We start from the raw sequence: 21385 nt of genomic DNA, 5'->3' as shown, positions 1-21385 counted from the left end.
AAATGTAATCAGATATAAATGCTTTTGTTTTTTTATTTAGAGTTTACCTCTGTAGTTTTTTGTAAAAGTATATTCAAATCAGAATGGGATTATACCTCATAAATTATTAGATACTGTTAATTCCAGTTCTTATAAACAGAAACCAATAAAACTAAAAAGAGTTTTTGATAGCCTCAAAAAGGTAATTTTTATGAAACTTACACCTTTTATTATTCTTTGCTGGCAAAATACAATGAAGAGCAATTTGAATTCTTACGCTAATAGAACAGTTAGAATAATAATTTCATTATTCAGTGTTTCATATCTGTCTGCCCAGATTCCTGTAGAAAATGATAGTATAATAGAGTTTGAAGATTTTGATACAATCGACATGGAACTTAAAGTAGATGAAGAAGAAAAAGAAAAATCGTTCTGGATTTCTGATATATGGAATGCTACAAGATTAGGAGTACAATATGGATTTACATATAAGGTTGAAAAACCAGATAGGGTAATGAATAATCGGTTATCTTTTAGGTTAGAGTACGCTGACACTTTTTTGGATTATTTTTCGGTACATGTGGATACTAAGGTTTTTACTTTTTTAAAGGAAGATCATAGATTCAAAAATGAAGATGATATAGTAACCTTTGAAGGAAGAACCCGAGAAGCATATCTACAAAGTAGTTTTAATAAAACAAGTATTAAGGCTGGAATTCAGATACTAGTATGGGGGGAATCTGATTATGCTATTGTTACTAATGAAATTGGTCGTTTGGACTATAGGGAACCACTGAGTCTTAATATAGATGATTTAAGAATAGGACAACCTATGTTAACTGTGGATCAATATTCGTCATTTGGATATTGGAGTGCGTTTTTTTCACCTTATCCTCAGTTTAACGAACAACCTAGAAGAGATACTGGATATTATTTTGATCCTTTTGAGGGAAAAGTAGAATATCAAAAAGATGAGCAAGATGTAAATTTACTTGAATATGGTCTACGGTGGAGAAAAACCTTTGGAAAAAGCGATATTAGTATTATGGCCGCCAATTTGATAGATAATCAATATGCTTTACGCATGGTTACGCCAACTCTTATTACTCAACAAAAAGAACGATTTTTCATGGCAGGAATTACTTTTAATCGAGCAATTAATAATGTATTAATTAGAGGTGAATTAGCAATTAAATCTAAAAAAGCATATAATGATGCATCTTTTCAGATTATTAAAAAAAATGCTATTGATGCTTCGCTTGGAGTTGATTATTCTCCTAGCAGTACTTTTACATTAAGTTTGGAAACTGTGAATTATCATGTTATGGATTGGTCTGATAAAATTCAGGGAATTCCAAGAAATAACTACACAGTATTATTGGCTTTAAGTAAACAATTGATGAAAGATGATTTGTCTTTAAGTTGGGCTTCTATGTATAATGGGCCATATACTAATTTCTTTAACATATTATCAGCTTCCTATGATTGGAACGATCATATTACTTTGAATTTTGATAGTCTTATTCCTATTGTAGATGATGTAAGAAGTGGACTTTACCCTTATCGAGATCAAAAACAAATAGCTTTTAGGATTTTATATCAGTTTTAAAACTTATTAAAAAAGTAAGTTAAGCTTATAACTTACACATTATTTGGTGATAAGAGACTGTAATTAATTATAGAAATTCAAGAACCAAACAAAAAAACAAATGAATAAACAAATTATATGTATGTTCTCTGGTCAGGGATCACAATACTATGAGATGGGTAAAGAACTCTATGAGAATAATGAGAAATTTAGAAATTGGATGGATCATTGTAGTGAAATCGCTTATCCATTAATTGGTATTTCATTAATTGATGTTTTATATCGAGGAAAGAAAAAAAGTGAGGCTTTTGATAATATTGTTTATACTAATCCAGCTTTACTGAGTATTCAATATAGTATGTTCAAGTTACTGAAAGAGATGAATATTCATCCAGATTTTCTTTTGGGATATAGCATGGGAGAACTTCATGCAGCTGTAGTTTCAGAAGGGATTTCACTTGAAGATGGCATCAAGATATCTGTTGAAATAGCTAAACTTACTCAAGAACGTACACAACTTATAGGGATGCTAGCAATTGTAGGATCAAAATTAATAATGAGACGTTATTCGGATTTATTTAATAATTGCGACCTTACTGCAGAAAACTTTCAAGATAATTTTGTTGTCAGTGGCTTACCAACTGTGATAGAGAAACTTCATGGAAAATTGAATGAAGAAAATGTTATCTCACAGATATTACCAGTTAAGTATGGATTCCATACAAAACATATAGATTCCATTAAAAATACTTACCAGAAAATTTTTGAAAGTATACAGTTGGAGTCTCCAAAAACCCCTATAATATCTTCATTGAAAAACGGAATAGTGCAGGAATTGAGTGCAGACTATATATGGAAAGCTATTCGTAATCCAGTTAATTTTAAACAAACAATAGAAAGAATTGTTGAGACTGGAGATTATACTTTTATAGATATCGGACCTAGTGGAACGTTATCAACTTTTGTTAAATATATACTTCCTTCAGGTTCTGATTCTATTTCAATGCAGATGATGAATCAATTTGGAAAAGATTTGAATGTGATTCAGAAATTGAGAGTCTGTTTATGTTAATCAATACCTATAAATAACATCTATAAAAATTTAATCTGTAAAAAAAGAAGAAATGGCGCTGTATCCAAGTGGTCAAAGGGAAGGGCTCGCAAAGCCTTTATTTCAGTGGTTCGAATCCACTCGGCGCCTCCAAAAACTTTATAATGATTGTATAGTAAGGTAGTTACTCTGATTTGTATAATAATGGCGCTGTATCCAAGTGGTCAAAGGGAAGGGCCTGCAAAGCCTTTATTTCAGTGGTTCGAATCCACTCGGCGCCTCTATAAATGCCAAAATGTAATAATTAATTTATTAATGAAATTTGAAGAAGCAATAATGAATATCGGATATACCGATGCTTATCACAGTGGTGTAGTGCAAGTTGTTATTCTAAGAATGACTTATATGTCAATAGTAAACTATAGTTATTTAATAGTAGACCATATTAATAATCAGGCAGTGATTGTAGATCCAGCTTGGGATATGAGAAAAGTAGATCAAGCTTTGAAAAAAACAAAAACGATTTTAAGTGGGATTTTACTTACACATTCTCATCCAGATCATGTTCACTTAGCTAGACCTCTTTCAAGAAAATATAATTGTCCAATATGGATGTCTAATGAAGAAATTACTTATTCTGGTTTTTATGACCAACAATTAAAAGGAATTGATAATACACCTTGGTCAGTTGGTCAAATACAAATTGAACCCTTGTTAACTCCAGGACATACACCAGGTGGTATGTGTTATTTAATAGGGAATAGTCTGTTTACAGGAGACACATTATTTGCCGAAGGTTGTGGCTTATGTCCTGATATAAAAGGAGCACATAGTATGTATGATAGTATAGAGTTTCTTAAGAAAAAAATAATGCCAGAAACTCTTATTTTTCCGGGACATAGTTATGGGAAATCTCCTGGTCAAATATTTTCTCAAATATTGAAGAATAATATTTATCTACAATTTAAAAACAAAAATGATTTTACTGCTTATCGATTAAGAAAAGGACAGAATAAACTAAGTTTTTTCGATTTTCAATAGGTTACATCATGAAAAATAAGAACCATACAATATAAAATTTAAATTAAATAAGAAAAATTATGTCAAAAGAACACGTATTAGAAGTAGTGAAAAATGTTATTATAGAAGTACTTCCAGATTTAGATTCGAATCAGATTCAAATAGAAAAAAGTTTGAAAGAATTAGGCGCTAACTCAATTGATAGAATGGAGGTGGTCACCATGTCAATGGAGGAACTAAATATGAAAATACCTTTAATGAGTTTTGCTCACGCAAGTAATATACAGGGGTTAGTAGATGTATTGATTGAAAATTATGTTACGTCTGTTCAAAGTTAATATTAACAGCAATAGGTTCTTCCAAAAACTAATTTAATCACAACGATAAAGAATGTTAATAACAAATAAAGTTGGAATTACAGGCATGGGGATTGTTTCTTCTATTGGTAATGATATTCCATCATTTAGTAACTCCTTAAAAACTGGAAAATCTGGTATAAAGAAAGCTACTATATTAAAAGAACCTAAGATATCCGTTGATCTTTCAGCTAGGATAGAAGATTTTTCTTTTGTTGATTCTATAGATTATGTTCAAGGAATATCAGAAGATAAATATCAACATGCGAAACGATTAGGTAGAAGAGCTCCTTTTGTCATTCAAACGTCTATTGTTTCTGCCTTAGAAGCATGGTTTAATGCCAGGTTACATTATAATAAACCCTTACCAGAAAGAATAGGTGTAATTGTAGCTGGGCAAAACAGTACTCAGAATTATCAATACGATTTGATTTCAAAATTTATGAAGAACCCAGAATATCTTTCTCCAAGATATGCGCTTGAATTTTTGGAAACAAATCAAGTAGGGGTTTTAAGTGAATTATTTGGTATAGAAGGAGAAGGATTTGTTGTAGGAGGCGCATCTGCAACTGGAAATGTAGGTGTTATAAAAGGGTATCAACTTGTTAAGTCAGGTTTGGTTGACGTGTGTTTGGTAGTAGGTGTTGTGGCTGATCTTTCTCCAATGGATATTCAGGGATTTATCAATATTGGAGCTATGGGAGGTAAGAAATTTATTGATCAACCAGAAAGAGCTTGTCGCCCTTTCGATAAGAAGCATGAAGGATTTATTTATGGACAAGCAAGTGCTTGTGTAATTTTAGAATCAGAAACAAGTGCTTCTAAACGAGAGGTTCCGTTTCTGGCAGAAATTAAAGGCTATTCGTTTAATATAGATAGTAATAGTTCTGCTAACCCAAATATAAATGGTGAGGCAAAAGCTATGCTTTCAGCAATGAATCAAGCTAAAATATCATCTTCTGATATCGATTATATTAATACTCATGGCAGTTCTTCTCCTCTAGGTGATAAAACAGAGGTAGAAGCTATTACCAAGATATTTAAAAAGGATATTATGAACTTGCGGTTAAATTCTACCAAAGGATTGACAGGACATTGTTTGTATTCTGCAGGTGTTGTAGAGACAATTGCTACAGTAGAACAGATGAGAAACGGGTTTTTACATCCAAATAAAAACTTGGAAACTCCAATTAGTAATGAATTACAATTTTGTGGAGGAAAATATGTTGATTATCAGATTGATATAGCATTGAGTAATTCTTTTGGATTTGGAGGGATAAATACTTCTATCGTATTAAAAAAGAGATAAAAATAATAAATAACTAATAAAAAAATAATATAAAAATGAAGAAAACATATGTGTTTCCGGGACAAGGGTCTCAAAGAAAAGGAATGGGAAAAGAGCTTTTTGATGAATTTCCTACTTTAATCAAAAAGGTAGATAAGATATTAGGATATTCTATTAAAGAACTTTGTCTTGAAGATCCACATAAACAATTAAATCAAACACAATATACACAACCTGCTTTATACGTTGTGAATGCCTTATCGTATAAAAAGAAAATTAAGGAAGGAGAAAGACAACCAGATTTTTTAGCGGGACATAGTTTAGGAGAATATAATGCATTACATGCAGCAGGAGTATTTGGTTTTGAAAGTGGCCTTAAGCTGGTTAAAAAAAGAGGAGAAATAATGAGCCAGGCTAAAAATGGAGGAATGGCTGCAATTTTAAATTCTTCGGAAGAAAAAATTCAAAAAATATTGAAGGAGGCAGGATTAGATACTATTGATATTGCTAATTTGAATGCTTCCTCTCAGATTGTTATTTCAGGATTGAAAGATGAGATTAATAAAGCACATCCATTTTTTGAAAAGGCAAATATTATGTTTATTCCTTTAAATACTAGTGGTGCATTTCATTCACGTCATATGATAGCAGCAGCTAAAGAATTTGAGGGATTTGTAAAAAAAACAAGGTTTTATAAACCAAAAATTGATGTTATAGCTAATGTCACCGGGAAACCTTATGAACATAAAAATGTAGTTAAACACCTTGTAGATCAACTATCAAATAGTGTAAGATGGTCAGAAAGTATAACATATCTGTTAGATCAGGGAGAGATGAAGATAGAAGAACTTGGAGTAGGGGATGTACTTACCAAATTAACAAGATACATTAAACGGGATTACGAAAGAAATACTAATGTTAAGTCTGAGTCAAAAGTAGAAACAATTCAGGAGAAAGAAACTCAAACAATACCGAAAAGTACAGATGAAGCTATTAAAACGGAGAAAAATGACAAATCTAAGATAAAGACAATAGCAAAAGCGATATTGTTAGACCCTAAAAAACTAGTTGAACAATGGAATAATGAATACCCGATAGGAACAAAAGTAGTTTCAGATTTTTATGAAAATCAGCTGGAAACCAGATCAGAGGCAACAATTCTATTTGGACATCGTGCTGCAGTGTATATGAAAGGATATAATGGATATTTTGATTTGAGAGAAATAAAAGCTATTCAATAATTGTTGAATGGAAAATAAATTAATATTTATTTTTTTGGATGGAATTGGATTAGGAAAAAACGAGAGTTTTAATCCATTTACCCTAGCCAATATGCCAACAATGTTTAATCTGATTGGGGAAAAATTAACCAACACTACAAATATTGTAAAGCAAGATTTTTTGATCAAAGGAATAGATGCTTGTCTTGAGGTAGAAGGAATTCCCCAAAGCGCGACAGGTCAAACATCTTTATTTACAGGGTGTAATGCTCAGGCATTTTTAGGATATCATTTGATGGCATATCCCAATGATCAATTGATTTCAATGATAAATAAAAGGTCAATTTTCAAATATGCTAATGAAAATGGTATTAAAAACGTATTTGCAAATTCTTATACCGATGGTTTTTTTAAATCTTTTGATATAGCCTCAACGAATTATAGTGTAACTACACGTTGTGTATTGGCTGCCAAAAATAGCTTAAATACTCTTAATGATCTAAAAGAAGGAAAAGCAGTACACTGGGATATTACGAATTTTACTTTACAAGATGAATCTGATAACAAAATACCTTTGATAACCCCGTTTAAAGCTGGAGAAAATTTAAGAAATCTTACAAAAAAATATGATTTAGTTGTTTATGAATGTTTTATGCCAGATATGATTGGACATAGTAAAGATATGAATAAAGCACTTATTTTTTTAGAGATGCTGGATGATTTTTTTAAGGGGGTTATCCATAATAAACAAGAAAATATACACGTATTGATTACCAGTGATCATGGAAACATTGAGGATCTGTCTTTTGGAGGTCATAGTACAAATCAGGTACCTTTGATTTTTATGGGTAAAGAAGCACAACATTTTGTAAAAGTTAGGGCAATTGATGAAATATTTGATATTGTATTTTCCAAATTGTTTAATGTAGTACCAGTTCCCAAATTTGAAAAGATATAAAAATGGATTCTGTAGATATTTTTATAACATCGTTCAGAGAACCACTGGAACAAAGTTGTTTCTCTACATATTTATCTTGGTTACCTCCGGATTTAAGAAAAAAGAATTCACAATTTATCCGTTGGCAAGATAAACATGCTCATTTGTTAGGAAAACTGTTGCTAGATAAGGCACTAAGAAGATACCAAATAAAAAATGATATTTGGAGTCTTATCGATTATACACCTTATAAAAGACCTTATTTGAAGATAAAAGAGTATGATTTTAATATATCACATTCGGGAGATTTTGTGATATGTGCAATAGGTAAAAATATGAAACTAGGGATTGATATTGAAAAAAATCAAAAAAGAAACTTTAATAATTTCCGAAATATAATGACTTCGAATCAGTGGGATGAAATTAAAAATTCAAGTTGTTCAATAAAAACGTTCTACAAATATTGGACAATAAAAGAAAGTGTTATTAAGGCTGATGGGCGAGGCTTTTTTGTACCTCTAGATAAGTTGGAAGTGAAAAATAATACTGTATTATTGGATGATAAATTGTGGTTTGTTAATAATATTAAATTTATTGATGGATATAGTTTATCCTTGACTACAAGTGTAATAGCTACATATAAAATTCACGAGGTAAATTTTTACAATCCAGAAATGGTAAGATAATAGAGTTTGCTGTATTCTTCCATCTTCTCTATATAGTTATCGAAAGTAGGTCTTTATTAAGCTTCTTTAGTTAGTATATTACTTCAAAACTAATTCAAACTAAAATATATGATTATGAATAAAACTGAAAATCAAATTTTTGATTTAATCGTTACACATGTAGTCGATATTACTACAAATGTAAATTTCGAAACGATTAAACATTCATCAATGTTGTCTCCTCTTGGAATGGATTCCATCGGACGTGCAGAATTAATAGCGAGAATGAAGGAAGAACTGTCATTAAATGTAGCTGCTGAAGAATTTTATAAAGCTAATAATCTCGGAGAACTTGCTTTTCTGTTTGTTAAAAAACTTAAAGAAAAATAGTTCTTTTATAGTATCAACATCAAATATAAAGATATAAAACTTTTATTTCTAGATAGTTGTGTGTTAAGTTGAAATTACTCTAAAAAAGTTATCTAAAATTGATGCTAATTCATTAATTTTGAACTAAAAGCAAAACTTTATTAATTATCTCTTAATAAAAATAATTTAGTAATTAATTGATATGCTTTTTGAGAAGGGAATAGTCATTTGTACTTGTAGGAATATTAATTTTTTCTATTTATAAAAAAGGTTTTTACCACAAAAAGTGACTTATGTATCAAGGACAACTCAAAATAAGATATGCCGGCTTATTATTCATTGCAGCTATGATTGCAGGGATTTTAAGTGTAGCTCCATCAATTGATTCTACAAAATATTTAACTGAGGCTGCGGCTAATTCAAACAATGTAATAGTAGACGCTTTCTTTCAGTTTATGATGTCACTTGCATATTTAGGTGTTGCTATTTTATTATATCCTATTCTCAAGAAATTTGATGGTAGCTTAGCTATCGGTTTTTTAAGTTTTAGAATAATAGCAGCAACACTTGTTATCTTTGGAACTATACTATTATTATCAATTTTAGCTCTAAGTCATGAATTTGTATATAACTCACCGCAGAGTGCCTTGGATTTAAAAGCTTTAGGGAATGTACTAAAAATAAAGAGAGATTATATAAATCATGTATTCATGGTTTTGGTTTTATGTATAGGCAATCTTATGCTATATGTATTATTGATAAAATCAAATCTAGTACCTATATGGCTCTCTATTTGGGGATTATTAGGTACTTTGTTTTCGGGAATAGCTAGTATCTTGATTCTCTTTCAAAGTATTGACATTATTACACCAGAGTACATAATTTTAAATATACCAACAGCAATACTGGAGTTAGTTCTAGGTATATGGTTAATATTATATGGCTTTAATAGTTCTAAAACAAATGTATCATAAACTAGATAGGAATGGAAATTTTCCTTTTATAGTTTTAAGTTTATGTAATATATAGAGATAAATATACTAGAAATAAAAAAACCGATCATTCTTAGTTAAAAATGAACGGTTTATTTTTGTCGGGGTGGCAGGATTCGAACCTGCGACCTCCTGCTCCCAAAGCAGGCGCGATGACCGGGCTACGCTACACCCCGAGGTGTGAAATAAAAGAGCGGAGAGACCGGGATTCGAACCCGGGCATCCCTAAGGATGACAGCTTAGCAGGCTGCTGCATTACCACTCTGCCACCTCTCCATAATTAATTTCAGAACTTGGCATTGCTCTTATCGTAATGCGGGTGCAAATATAAATAACATGAATATTCTATGCAACGATTATGTGTTTTTTATTTTTAAATAATAACATAATTGAAAATAGGATAAAGGGTGATTAATTATTAAACAAATGAAAGTTTTAATTCAATAATAAATGAATAAGATGTAAAGGTTTGTTAATTAGTCGTTTTATATGAATAAATGTGAATATGATAAAAACTATGTTTGTCATTAAAAAATAGCATTTACATTTTTAAATCACGAGAGTTAGCTAATAAAAAGTAGGACATAAATCGCAATAAAAAAGTGAAATGTTTTCTAAATTATAGAACAGATAGCCTGACAAAGAGATTTTTAATTTGTATTTGGTTCTATAGATCGGAGAAATGAAACTTTTTAAAATATCTAATTGAAGTATTTCATATATCAATAAAAGAATTTAACAATGCTTAATGATAGTTGATAAACTTACAAAGATTCCAAAACGTATAAGATAAGAATGTTTTGAAATATAATAATCAAAATAATATTTAAGATACTCATGAAATATATTATTAAAAAATATGGATTTTGGCTATTTATTTTTCCATTATTACTAGTGTTATTTTCTAATGCAGGAAAATCATATGAAAAACCTATAGATGTATTTATTCAAAAAAAATATCAAACAGAATATATCCGTGAATATATAGAAGCTCAGGAGGTAGTAAAAAAACTGAAGGTGCATGTAGCAGGAGATTATGAGATAGAACAAAAAGTTTTTTTGGCAGAAATACATGCTCATCAAGAAAAAGAAGAAGAGGTTACGTTAGTGTTTCAAAAAGATAATATGTTATCATTTTTTCTTTTTGATGATTATGTCAAAAAAGAAGTAGACAAGAGCAAAACAGTCTATGGAATAACTGCTATAAATTGGTTTCAAAAATACCTGTTGAGTGGGTTTTTAATTATTTTTTTAGGAACCTTATCAAAGCTTTTATATTTCTGGATATATCAAAAAACGAAAAAACATAAAAAGAGCTTTCTTTTGTCATTTATGGTAAGCTTGATATTATTTTATATGTATACTGGCTTGGCACAAATACTAGGTGTTTTACAAATGAAACAGAATTTTGTAGTAGCATCAGGAACAATGTTGTTATTTATTTTGGTCAATTTATGTATAACCAGATTGATGTTTTTTAAAACCAAGAGTAAAGAAAAGCGTTTGCAAAAGATTATGGTTATGATACTTCCAGATATCTTGTTGAGTAATTTGATATTACCATTAGATAATATGACAGTCTTGGCACAATATATTGCAAAAATAGTTCCATCCTCATACATCTCAGAGTTATGGATTACAAGCATGGTAAAATCCGAACAAGTAACGCTAACATGCATGCTTAATTTTATAGTATTAGTAGCGATATATGCAATGTTAATTGCAAGTGCAATATCAATAAGAAATCTTAAAGCAAAAACACGAAAAATATCGTATTCAAAAACATAAAGTGTTTAAAATAGAGCAAAAATATCTCGTTTTATATAGAGAAGAAATTATACTTAAAGCGAAAGTTATAGTGCTTCAAGCTGATTTTAAAAGTTGCGAAATAGTAAAAGAAACATATTTAACATCGTCAGAATTATTACAGTACGACACGTATAAAATTAAAAATAAGCAACACCAATTTCTTTTAGGTAGAATTCTTCAAAAATTGCTGTACAGACCCTATGTCAGATAGATTACAAGGCTGTAGAAGTAAAATCAGGAGTTTTTGGACAGCCTTTGTTACAATTAAATAGTTACGAACAGATTCAACTTAGTATAAGTCATAAAAATGATTGTGCAGCAGTAGTAGTTTGTGAAGTAGGACATCCTATGGCTATTGATATCGAAATTAATGGAGATAAATTAAATTATGAAGTCGTAGCTAAACAATGTACACTTAGAGAATTAAGTTTAACACAATCTATACCTGAAAATATTCGATACGGATTATTATGGACAGCCAAAGAAGCAATTTCCAAAGTTCTAAAAACAGGATTGATGACCTCTTTTCAATTATTTGAAATCACCAAAGTATAGTATAATAAAAATAAGATTTTCCAGTATCACTTTTTAATGAATAATTTTTCTCAGTATCAAATCATAAGTGAGATTAAAGAAAATTATATCATAAGTATAGCATTACCCAAACGAAGTAATTGGGTTTTAAAAGATGAATCAAATATTCTAGAATCAAAATAAAATTTCAAAACTAAATTAACGTAAACATGAAAAAGTTATTACTAATATTGCTTATAAGTATCATAGCAATGGGGTGTGAGGAAGATAATGTATTAAATGAAGAATTAGAACACAAACAGCTTGAATTAACAAGGACAACAAAACAACAAAATAGACAGCAATTCTATTTGGATTTAGCTTATCACCACGCTCCAATTCATTATCAAGATGTAGACAAAACAGGTTCGCATGGATTAAGTGGAAAAGCAGATTATATCACAAGATATGATTTTGATGGTGACTTAAATGCGACCAATAATTGGGATAATATTAAAACAAAAGCCGCAGAAGCTGTGAGTTATTATTCTGTAGTAGAAACAACAACACACTATTTCATCATTTACGCATTTTTTCACCCTAGAGATTGGACAGATATTTTCTTTTTATATCGATTAGATGAACATGAAAATGATTTAGAAGGCGTGTTAACAATTGTAAAAAAAGACAACTCGACATATGGAGAAGCGTTAGGAATAGTAACTGTTTTTCACAGTGATTTTTTCTCATTTAAAGCACCAAATTCTGGATTAAGAGATGGTAATGAGGATATAGATGGAACATTATCATTAAAACAATATGATGGTGTACAGCGTTTTGAGACAGCAGCAGAAGCCAAAGGCCATGGAATAAAAGCATATTCAAAGTTAAAACCAAGAGGTAGCGATTATGTAATTTATTACCCTAGTAAAACAACAAGCGAAGTGCCTAACGATGTATACGATCGATTTGTACAGTATCAATTGGTTGATATATACAAGTCTGAAGGAATGTGGGAGGAACGTTGCAATAGTAGATTATTTAATAATTGCAACTCATTTAGAAAATCATATGGTTCAGGAACAGCAAATGCACCATGGAATTGGGATGATAAAAATGATGGTGGAGGAACAGGATTATTAGCCGGTGGTTTAGCAAAATATCCTGCTCACCTTGTGGATGTTTATTTTAATGGTTTGGGTAATTTTAGTAAAACTTATACATATAATCCATATTTAGGTATAGAATAAAGAATTATTTTATAAAATTTTGAGCCCTTGTAAATCTATAGTTTACAGGGGCTTTTGTTTATTTTGGGCTAAAATATTTTTGTTTTTTTTATGATGGTGTTAAACTTTTTAACATTTTTGAAGTCTAAAGCTATATAACTCCTAAATTCTTTTATATGAAAAGATTTGCTTTAGCCTTAATAACAATTATATTACTCTCATGCTCAGACAACGAAACAACCGATTATATTCCTATAGATGAAACTAATGAAGAGATTAATAGTGATCAAAACATTATAGACGAAGTATTAAATATTGATTTGAGTGAGTTATTAAATTATGAAAATCAAACTGTACCTGGATATATAACCAAAGATAATACTACAAATAATATTATTACAGATGAAGCAGCAACATTAGGAAGAGTCCTTTTTTATGATAAAAACCTATCGACAAATAATACAATCTCTTGTGCAAGTTGCCATCAACAAACAAATGCTTTTGGAGATATAGCACAAGCAAGTACAGGTGTTAATGGACAGACAGGAAGACATTCTATGCGTTTAATTAATACGCGATTTGCAGAAGAAACTAGATTCTTTTGGGACGAAAGAGCTACTACACTAGAAGAACAAACAACCATGCCAATTCAAGATCATGCAGAGATGGGCTTTAGTGGTACAGATGGCGCTCCAGATTTAACTGATATGATTATAAAATTAGGAGAGCTTCCTTATTATGAAGTATTATTTAGAAGTGCTTTTGGAGATGAAGAGATTACAGAAACTAGAATTCAAAATGCTTTAGCACAATTTATAAGAAGTATTCAGTCCTTTGATTCCAAATATGATATAGGACGAAGTCAAGTAAATAACCATAGACAGGATTTCCCCAATTTTACTGCCGATGAAAATGCTGGAAAATTATTGTTTAGCACAAATTTTGAATTTGAAACTACAACAATTAATGGAGTTACTGTATCGAGAAGAACAAGTGGAGGAGTAAATTGTATGGTATGTCATCGTGCTCCAGAATTTGATATAGATCCAGATTCACGTAATAACGGAATGGTAGAAACATTAACAGGAATAGGAATAGATATAGACGTTACACGTTCGCCTAGTTTAAGAGATATCATGAAAATTGATGGTACATTAAACGGTGGATTGTTTCATAACGGAATGGAAACAGGAGGAGATTTAAGTGCTACCTTAGAACATTACAATAGTATTTCTAGAGTAACAGGAAACACTAATCTAGATAGAAGATTAACACCAGGAGGGAATCCTCAATTTCTGGATATGACGACTCAAGAAATGGAACAACTTACCGCTTTTTTAAGAACGCTATCAGGAACAGATGTATATATAAACGAAAAGTGGTCTGATCCTTTTAAATAAAATAAATATTTGGGGGAATGCTTTTTGGGGAAAGCAAAAAAGACTCTTGGCAATAGTAGTTAAGAGTCTTTTTAATCTTTAAATACTTGATAATATGAGATAAATAGTATATTTAGCTGCATATAAAATTCAAAAAATGAACATTAAACTATTTTTCCATTATATCAGTTATTTACAATATCCATTAATGATAGTTGCTTTATACTTTGCATTTAAACCTCATTTTGAGGGAATTGAAGGAGACAAAGAAAGTATTGATATGGTTTTTAAGAGTTTAAATAATATGTTGATATTTATGGGGTTAGCTATAAGCTTTTCTACTCTTCAGGATACGACAAAAACACAGAACAAGCTTTCTAGAAAAATATGGGAGAGTCCTACAAAAGGAAAATTATTCTTAATTTTTATGTCAATAATGACAGCTGTATTTATTATTTATGGAATGATAGGTTATCTAGGAGAGACAAATGCTAAACTTCAAGAATTATCTATAGGTATAATTGTATTAGGTATTGGATTTATAGGAATGTTAAAAACAGCAATAGAAATGTTTGAATATCATAGAAAAGATAAACACACTACTATTGCTGAATAATATATTGATTTAAGACTTTTTAACCTTTGCAACTTCTGCTGGCGTGACTATGTTTTTTTGAGTATTACCCCAGTTATTCATGATGTAGTTCATAACATCGGCAATCTCTTCGTCTTCTAACCCCATAGGAGTCATGATATTGTTATATGTTTTTCCGTTTACAGTAATTTCTCCTTTAAGACCGTATTTAATAGCCTGTATGCTCGCTTTTCTTTTGTTTTTTATCCAATCAGATTTAGCTAGTGGAGGAAAAGAATTAGGAACACCTTCACCTTCGGCCATATGGCATTGCATACAAAAATCGGCATAGACTTCGGCACCACGTGCAACACTCTCTTTTAATACATCTTGTGTATCTATTATGGTATATGTTTGTGTTGTAGTTGGAGTAGTGATATTCCAATAAGCAAAGCCAAAAAATGTAGAAAAAATAAATAGAATAAATTTCATAAATGTTGTTGTTAAATAAAAATACCTAGATTATGAAAAAAATTAATTAGGAATGATTTTTACAATACCTTTACCTTCAACAGCTACATATAAATAACCATCAGGACCCTGAGCAACATTACGCACACGACCAATATCTTCTAATAACTTTTGACGCTTTACTACAGTATTGTTTTTTAAGGTTAGTAGTTCTAAGTACTGAAATTTAAGAGAACCTACCACTAAGCTATTTTCCCACTGAGGGTAACGATCACTAGAGATAAAAGCCATTCCGCTAGGAGCTATAGATGGAACCCAATAATATAGCGGTTGTTGCATACCAAGTTTTTTGGTTTCATCAGTGATTTTGGTACCACTATAGTTTATACCATACGTTATAACAGGCCAACCATAGTTATTTCCTTTCTGGATAATATTGATTTCGTCACCACCACGAGGACCATGTTCATGAACCCATATCGTACCATCTTTTGGATTTTTTGCCATTCCTTGAGGGTTGCGATGTCCAAAAGAAAAAACAGCCTTTTTTGCATTAAGAGTAGCAACAAAAGGATTGTCTTTAGGAATACGTCCGTCATCATGTAAACGATAGATTTTTCCACCATCACGAGTAACATCTTGTGGATTAACATCACGAGCACCACGATCTCCAATAGAAAAATAAAGATACCCTTGATTGTCAAACTCGATACGAGAACCAAAATGATGTCCTTTGGTCGTATTAGGACTTCCTTTATATAAAGTTTCTATATTAACAAGTGCATTATCTTTCAGTTGAGCTCTAATCAAAGCAGTATTTCCACCTTTTTCAGTACCTTCTTTAGAGGAATACGTAAGATATAACCATCCATTCTTTTTATAATCTGGATGTATTTCTATATCAAGTAAACCACCTTGATTACGTAAATATACTTCAGGTACATTACTGATTTCGATCTTTTTTCCATTTTTAAAATGAATCAAAGAACCACTTTTTTCAGTAATAAGCATACTACCATCAGGTAGCCAAGTCATTCCCCACGGTATAGATAAGTCTGATACTACTAATGCTGTAGTATAATTTTTTGGATCATTTTCAACAGGAATATCATTAGCTTTAGGTTGCTGAGCACATGAACTCAACCCTATGATAGACAAGAAAACAAGAGAGAAAATAGATTTCATAATCAAATAATTTATTTACGTATTTCCTTTTCGAAAGAAAAATACAAAGAATCTATAGATTAAAAATTATAATTTATGTTAATACCTCCATAAACATGAATAGGTAATCCAGGATAAAAATAGCGTGGAGCATTACCGCCAAAACCTCTAGCATTAATTTGAATTTGAGAGGCATAACGTTTATCTAGAATATTATTTACACCAAAGAAAGCATTCAGATTAAAATGTTTAAATAAGATATGTCGATAACCTATTTTGGCATTTAATAATTCATAAACATCACTATACAATGAATTTTGATCGTTAACCGGAATTTGACCTACTTGTCTAAAGTTGGCGTTTGCATAGTAATTCTTGTATTGTAGAGATGCTCCAAAATTACGTACCCAATCAGGAACACCTGTAAGATCATTACCAGAAAAATCCTCATCATCATCAATAAATTCGTCAAAACGATAATTATAAATAGCCGTATTCATATTTGCTGTTAGTGTTATGTCATCTGTTTGAATGAGTAGGTAATTAAGATCTAATTCAATACCATCATGAATAGTTTTTCCAGCATTAATAGCAAAGAAGTTATCGTCTGGAGTACGGCGAGTTACTAATAAATCATTTACCCACATACGATAAATAGCAAAACTACCTTGAACTTGTTTATTTAGAGCATTAAAACGGCTACCAAATTCAAGATTCCATCCAGTTTCAGGGGCTAAATCCGGATTAAAAAGACCATCAGGTAATAGTGTTTCACTAGCTGTAGGAGTCGAAAAACCGTGAGCAATTGTTCCATAAAAATTAAATTGGTCATTCAAAATATAGGAAACACCTAGTTTAGGAGAAAGGATAGGATCATAATCAAATGTTGTTTTGGGAGTATTTGCCAGTTGATTTGTAATGGTGTATTGAGTTTGATTAAGATGAGTACCTATAGTAATATACCATTGTGAATGTGGATGGATTTGAGTTTCGGCAAACAAATTATAATAACTACGGGTTTCATCTAGGTCTGATAAGATAGTACCTTGAACACTACCAGTTCCTACAGGAAAATCTTGATATAAGTTTTCAAATGTTTGTCCGTTGTAATGCTCATTAAAGAATTCACCACCAACCGTCCACTTTACCTTTATTTGTTTAAGTTTATGATTACCTAAGATACGTGAACGAATTCCATAAGAAGTAGCTTCTTCTGTAAGAATATTAAAAGGACGAGGCTCGTCATTCTTATGATGTCGACCAAATATACTAGTGTATACCGAGAGTTTATCATTGAATTTATGTTGCCAAGAACTACCTAATAAGAAATTTTGAGCATCTTCAAATCCTTTGGCTCGACCCCAAGTAAAAGCAGCAGATCTAGGATCGTTTTCAAAGTTTTCTTGGCTAAGCGAACTGGGAATAAAAGCTTTAAGATCAATATAACTAGCAAGAAAAGTGAGTTCATCTTTTTCACTTAAGCTAAATGTACCGCTTCCTGTAAAAGTGTTTCGATTGTAGGTATTGTTTTCACGATAACCATCTTGATGCGTATTACTATATAGGAGATTGAAATCGGCATTGTTTTTATGAGTAGCAAAACCTAAACTAGTTTTTTGTAAGCCATAACTACCTATAGTATAAGTAGAAGAAAGTTGAGTATTTTGATATGAAGTTTTTTTGGGCGAAAGCAAAATCGTACCTCCTAAACCAACACCAAAACTACTAGAAGATGGACCTTTATGAATCTGAATTTGCGAAATAGATTCCAATTCTAAATCTTCTATAGCCGAAGCACCATTACCATCGGTTAAAGGAATATCACCAAAATATGCACGTATATTAGCAGTACCAAAAAGATTACGAGCCCCAATACCACGTATACTTATTCGATTCGTATTTAAAGCACCACTTTGCATAAAAACACCTGGAACAGTATTTAAGATAGTAGCATAATCTACACCAGAGTTTTGTTGTAAATCACTTGCAGAAAGTATGTGAATAGCCTTAGCGCTTTGTTTTACTTTTTTAGGAATAGTAGCTTGTTGTATAGCGACTTCTTCTAATTGTTGATATTGTGGTTGTAAACTGATGATAAGATATGGAGAAGTGGTAACTACAAAACTTTTTGGATAATATCCTTTTGCGCTAGCAATAAAAGTAGTTTCAACTTCTATTTTATTTATAGAAAAGTAACCATTAGAAACTGGTATGGTATCTTGAGTAGTAGTATTGACAAGAGTAACATCAATGATGGGAATTTGCGTGATTTGATCGATGAATTTACCATCTATTTGTTGGGCAACAACAAATTGAATAGCTAAAAATGAAAGAATTGTAAAAAGTGTTTTCAAGAGTTTTTTGCCAAATATCGAAAGTTTTTTATGCTTTAACTCTTAAAGAAATATCAAAATAATGTGAATTAATAGATAGGATTGATGAATAATGATAGGGTATGCTAAATATTAAAATGAATAGTATTAATTATTATGGTAAAAACGTATATTTGTAATCTATTAGATTTTGTATCTTATAACAATTCGTCAAATCAATTAACAATAGCAATGAAGAAGCTACTATTAACTATCTTTACGATAGCGATTTCCCTTACAACAAACGCACAAACATTTACAAGTAACGAATTTCCTGTAGGAATGGAACATAATGTTCTTTTTAATGCAAATAATTCATTTAATGTAACACAAACAGGTTCTGCACGATTAGATTTAGGACTATTATTTGATGGTAGATATGTACCGTCATATACCACAACGGCACCAACGCCGTCTGATCCAACAGTAATTTTGATAGAAAATTTACCTTATCAACATACTCAATTAGGAGCATGGGTTGGGTGGACTACTAGATATTGGCAAGCTAGTAGGTTTAAAATTGAAGGATATGATACTTATGAATCAGCTAATACTTGGAGGGTAATTGCTGATTATTCTACACAAGATTATACTAGCAGAAAATTTTTTAAGAAGATTCCTAATCCGGGAGCTTACACAAAATTAAGATATACATTTTACTCGGCAGTTGGAGCAAATGGTAGATTAGGAGTATCTGAATTAGTATTTATTCATCCTGAAGCAGTAAGTCCTTATCAAGGTTTAATCTCTTCTTCATCAGGTAATAGTTTATGGGAGCATAATAGCTCTAAAATATATTATAATAGTGGAAATGTGGGTATAGGTACAAATAATCCTGGTTCTTGGAAATTAGCTGTAAATGGTGAAATTAGAGCAAAAGAAATAAAGGTAGAAACAGGATGGTCCGATTTTGTTTTCTATGATGATTATCAATTACCAACACTAGAAGAAGTTGAAAGATACATAGAAGAAAAAGGGCATTTAAAAGATATTCCTAGTGCCAAAGATGTTGAAGAAAACGGAATATTCTTAGGTAAAATGGATGCCAGGCTTCTTCAAAAAATCGAAGAATTAACATTATATACGATTCAGCAAGAAAAGAAGATAGAAAAGCTAGAAGAAAAAAATAAAGAATTAGAAATACTAAATAAAAAGCTTTCTAGTTTTCAATCACGATTAGAAAAATTAGAATCAAAATAGTTTTGATAAACTAAAAAATAGTGTAGGCGAAATTCGATATATTGAGTTTCGCTTTTATTTTAAAATATTTATCCAATAATTCACAATCAAATCAAACAATGCATATAAAATATGAAAATCTCCAGTCAACTATAAAAAGACAATATAGTTTTAAATACAAACCAGAATTCTCTGAATCATTTAAAATAGAAATAGCAGCTAGCCAGGTTATTCCCTTGGCAAAAAAAGTTTTTGAAGAATTAGAATGGCCAATTGTTTTTATTTCTAAAAATAGTATAGAAGCCAAAAGAAAAGGTGATGTAAATAAGCTAACAGAAAAAATTACAGTTAGACAAAAAGCATCTGGGAGAATAGAAGTTCATAGTAAAACACTTGAAGGTAATTTCTTTGACTTTGGGAAGAACTCTTTAAGAACGGGGTTATTTATTACATTATTTAAGAAACTAGCTGAAGAATATAAAGAAAGTGATGAACTTGGCAAATTAGCAGAAGAGTTGGAGAAAAATCGTAGTTGGTCAGATTATGAGATTCCTTTAGCTTTACCAAGACCAAAAGAATATAAAAAGCCCGATATAACAAAGACAGTTATTGGAGGAGTAATAATTTCAATTGTATTTGGTATACTAATTGGCTATATAACAATGAAGTTCCTGTATATAATTGGAATTTATGAGTTGGGAATAGGTATAGGTATGGGATATCTTTTTGGTCAACTTATAAAGAAAACCAATTATACTAACCTTAAATCAATTAACTATATTCTTGGAGGAATGATATTAGTAATGCTGATGGCTAATCTATTTTCTCAATACTTAATAGTGATACTAGAGAGTAATATTTCTGGATTAGTTTTTTTTGATTTTATACTATTAAGTCTAGAGAACGGATTAGAAATAAAAGAAACAAATTTGGGATGGATTGGACTATCATTGAGTTGGGTATTTCAAACTGTTTTTTCTTTTTTGATAGCACAAGCTAGAGTAGTAGGAATAGTGATGAATTACATCGTAAAAAAGTTCCAGAAAAAGTGCTTGAATACACAATTTATCTTTTTGAAATGGGAAAATTGGAAAGTGAAGTTAGAGCTGAATTAGCAAATAAAGGTTGGAATAAAAAAACGAATCAAGATGAAGTATTTATGGCTTTGGGTGTTATTGCTGGAATACACGAATATAATCGTGAATAAGTAATTATAGTTTATAAAACCTC

The 21385-nt window shown here is 30.7% G+C and carries 22 protein-coding genes and 4 tRNA genes; 21 read left to right on the top strand and 5 right to left on the bottom strand.

Translation table 11 applies throughout. The features are described from left to right. Window positions 1-190: 190 nt before the first annotated feature. From ACYEKI_RS15700 to ACYEKI_RS15645, 12 genes are all read left to right on the top strand, one after another. On the top strand, window positions 191-1588 hold the full coding sequence (locus ACYEKI_RS15700) for a DUF1302 family protein (protein WP_459212148.1): 1398 nt from the start codon (window positions 191-193) through the stop codon (window positions 1586-1588). Window positions 1589-1688: 100 nt separating this feature from the next. After that, window positions 1689-2639 (top strand): acyltransferase domain-containing protein, encoded by a 951-nt coding sequence (locus tag ACYEKI_RS15695; protein WP_459212147.1) that lies wholly within the window; start codon window positions 1689-1691, stop codon window positions 2637-2639. A 54-nt stretch (window positions 2640-2693) separates the two neighbouring features. Continuing rightward, window positions 2694-2771, top strand: a tRNA-Cys gene (locus tag ACYEKI_RS15690). A 53-nt stretch (window positions 2772-2824) separates the two neighbouring features. Then, window positions 2825-2899 (top strand) — tRNA-Cys (locus ACYEKI_RS15685). A gap of 34 nt (window positions 2900-2933) precedes the next feature. Then, window positions 2934-3659: an MBL fold metallo-hydrolase gene (locus ACYEKI_RS15680; RefSeq protein WP_459212146.1), complete on the top strand. Its 726-nt coding sequence runs from the start codon at window positions 2934-2936 to the stop codon at window positions 3657-3659. 59 nt (window positions 3660-3718) lie between these two features. Continuing rightward, entirely contained in the window at window positions 3719-3976 is a 258-nt protein-coding gene (locus ACYEKI_RS15675; RefSeq protein ID WP_459212145.1) for an acyl carrier protein, read from the top strand. Between the two features lie 52 nt (window positions 3977-4028). Next, window positions 4029-5303, top strand: a complete 1275-nt coding sequence (locus ACYEKI_RS15670; RefSeq protein ID WP_459212144.1) for a beta-ketoacyl synthase N-terminal-like domain-containing protein — start codon at window positions 4029-4031, stop codon at window positions 5301-5303. A 35-nt stretch (window positions 5304-5338) separates the two neighbouring features. Next, the gene (fabD, locus tag ACYEKI_RS15665) at window positions 5339-6523 is read left to right on the top strand and encodes an ACP S-malonyltransferase (RefSeq protein ID WP_459212143.1); all 1185 of its coding nucleotides are present in this window, start codon (window positions 5339-5341) and stop codon (window positions 6521-6523) included. Window positions 6524-6530: 7 nt separating this feature from the next. Beyond that, on the top strand, window positions 6531-7460 hold the full coding sequence (locus ACYEKI_RS15660; RefSeq protein ID WP_459212142.1) for a phosphoglyceromutase: 930 nt from the start codon (window positions 6531-6533) through the stop codon (window positions 7458-7460). A gap of 2 nt (window positions 7461-7462) precedes the next feature. Further along, window positions 7463-8125, top strand: a complete 663-nt coding sequence (locus ACYEKI_RS15655) for a 4'-phosphopantetheinyl transferase family protein (RefSeq protein WP_459212141.1) — start codon at window positions 7463-7465, stop codon at window positions 8123-8125. Window positions 8126-8239: 114 nt separating this feature from the next. Next, a complete protein-coding gene (locus ACYEKI_RS15650) occupies window positions 8240-8494 on the top strand; it encodes a phosphopantetheine-binding protein (protein ID WP_459212140.1) in 255 nt (84 codons plus the stop codon). Between the two features lie 272 nt (window positions 8495-8766). Then, window positions 8767-9447 (top strand): DUF4386 domain-containing protein, encoded by a 681-nt coding sequence (locus ACYEKI_RS15645; RefSeq protein WP_459212139.1) that lies wholly within the window; start codon window positions 8767-8769, stop codon window positions 9445-9447. Window positions 9448-9566: 119 nt separating this feature from the next. On the opposite strand, the gene ACYEKI_RS15640 is transcribed toward ACYEKI_RS15645, so the two are convergent. Beyond that, window positions 9567-9641, bottom strand: a tRNA-Pro gene (locus tag ACYEKI_RS15640). Window positions 9642-9659: 18 nt separating this feature from the next. Further along, a tRNA-Ser gene (locus ACYEKI_RS15635) sits at window positions 9660-9741 on the bottom strand. A 561-nt stretch (window positions 9742-10302) separates the two neighbouring features. Here ACYEKI_RS15635 and ACYEKI_RS15630 point away from each other — a divergent pair. The 6 genes from ACYEKI_RS15630 (at window position 10303) to ACYEKI_RS15605 (ending at window position 15011) form a co-directional block, all read left to right on the top strand. Continuing rightward, the gene (locus ACYEKI_RS15630) at window positions 10303-11253 is read left to right on the top strand and encodes a hypothetical protein (protein WP_459212138.1); all 951 of its coding nucleotides are present in this window, start codon (window positions 10303-10305) and stop codon (window positions 11251-11253) included. Window positions 11254-11529: 276 nt separating this feature from the next. Further along, window positions 11530-11829, top strand: a complete 300-nt coding sequence (locus ACYEKI_RS15625) for a 4'-phosphopantetheinyl transferase family protein (protein ID WP_459212137.1) — start codon at window positions 11530-11532, stop codon at window positions 11827-11829. Between the two features lie 36 nt (window positions 11830-11865). Beyond that, window positions 11866-11991 (top strand): hypothetical protein, encoded by a 126-nt coding sequence (locus tag ACYEKI_RS15620; RefSeq protein WP_459212136.1) that lies wholly within the window; start codon window positions 11866-11868, stop codon window positions 11989-11991. A gap of 26 nt (window positions 11992-12017) precedes the next feature. Beyond that, window positions 12018-13037, top strand: a complete 1020-nt coding sequence (locus tag ACYEKI_RS15615) for a hypothetical protein (RefSeq protein ID WP_459212135.1) — start codon at window positions 12018-12020, stop codon at window positions 13035-13037. Between the two features lie 155 nt (window positions 13038-13192). After that, window positions 13193-14416, top strand: a complete 1224-nt coding sequence (locus ACYEKI_RS15610; RefSeq protein ID WP_459212134.1) for a cytochrome-c peroxidase — start codon at window positions 13193-13195, stop codon at window positions 14414-14416. A gap of 136 nt (window positions 14417-14552) precedes the next feature. Beyond that, the gene (locus ACYEKI_RS15605; protein ID WP_459212133.1) at window positions 14553-15011 is read left to right on the top strand and encodes a hypothetical protein; all 459 of its coding nucleotides are present in this window, start codon (window positions 14553-14555) and stop codon (window positions 15009-15011) included. Between the two features lie 9 nt (window positions 15012-15020). Here the strand turns inward: ACYEKI_RS15605 and ACYEKI_RS15600 are convergent, their stop codons facing one another. From ACYEKI_RS15600 to ACYEKI_RS15590, 3 genes are read right to left on the bottom strand one after another with little or no spacing between them, the layout of a single operon-like run. Further along, window positions 15021-15461, bottom strand: coding sequence for a c-type cytochrome (locus ACYEKI_RS15600; RefSeq protein WP_459212132.1), 441 nt, complete (start codon window positions 15459-15461; stop codon window positions 15021-15023). A 42-nt stretch (window positions 15462-15503) separates the two neighbouring features. Further along, window positions 15504-16625, bottom strand: coding sequence for a PQQ-dependent sugar dehydrogenase (locus ACYEKI_RS15595; protein ID WP_459212131.1), 1122 nt, complete (start codon window positions 16623-16625; stop codon window positions 15504-15506). Between the two features lie 59 nt (window positions 16626-16684). After that, window positions 16685-18958 carry a TonB-dependent receptor domain-containing protein gene (locus tag ACYEKI_RS15590; protein ID WP_459212130.1) on the bottom strand — a complete coding sequence of 758 codons (2274 nt, stop codon included), beginning with the start codon at window positions 18956-18958 and terminating at the stop codon, window positions 16685-16687. Window positions 18959-19168: 210 nt separating this feature from the next. Between ACYEKI_RS15590 and ACYEKI_RS15585 the strand changes: the two genes are divergently transcribed. From ACYEKI_RS15585 to ACYEKI_RS15575, 3 genes are all read left to right on the top strand, one after another. Then, entirely contained in the window at window positions 19169-20176 is a 1008-nt protein-coding gene (locus ACYEKI_RS15585; protein WP_459212129.1) for a hypothetical protein, read from the top strand. 98 nt (window positions 20177-20274) lie between these two features. Next, entirely contained in the window at window positions 20275-21270 is a 996-nt protein-coding gene (locus ACYEKI_RS15580) for a hypothetical protein (RefSeq protein WP_459212128.1), read from the top strand. Next, on the top strand, window positions 21234-21362 hold the full coding sequence (locus ACYEKI_RS15575; protein ID WP_459212127.1) for a hypothetical protein: 129 nt from the start codon (window positions 21234-21236) through the stop codon (window positions 21360-21362). Before ACYEKI_RS15580 ends, ACYEKI_RS15575 begins: the two co-directional genes overlap by 37 nt. Window positions 21363-21385: the final 23 nt, after the last annotated feature.

The organism is Aquimarina rhabdastrellae (assembly GCA_947387485.1).
GTDB lineage: Bacteria > Bacteroidota > Bacteroidia > Flavobacteriales > Flavobacteriaceae > Aquimarina.
The sequence above is the reverse complement of the archived record's forward strand: the minus strand, read 5'-3'. Positions and strand labels throughout refer to the sequence as shown.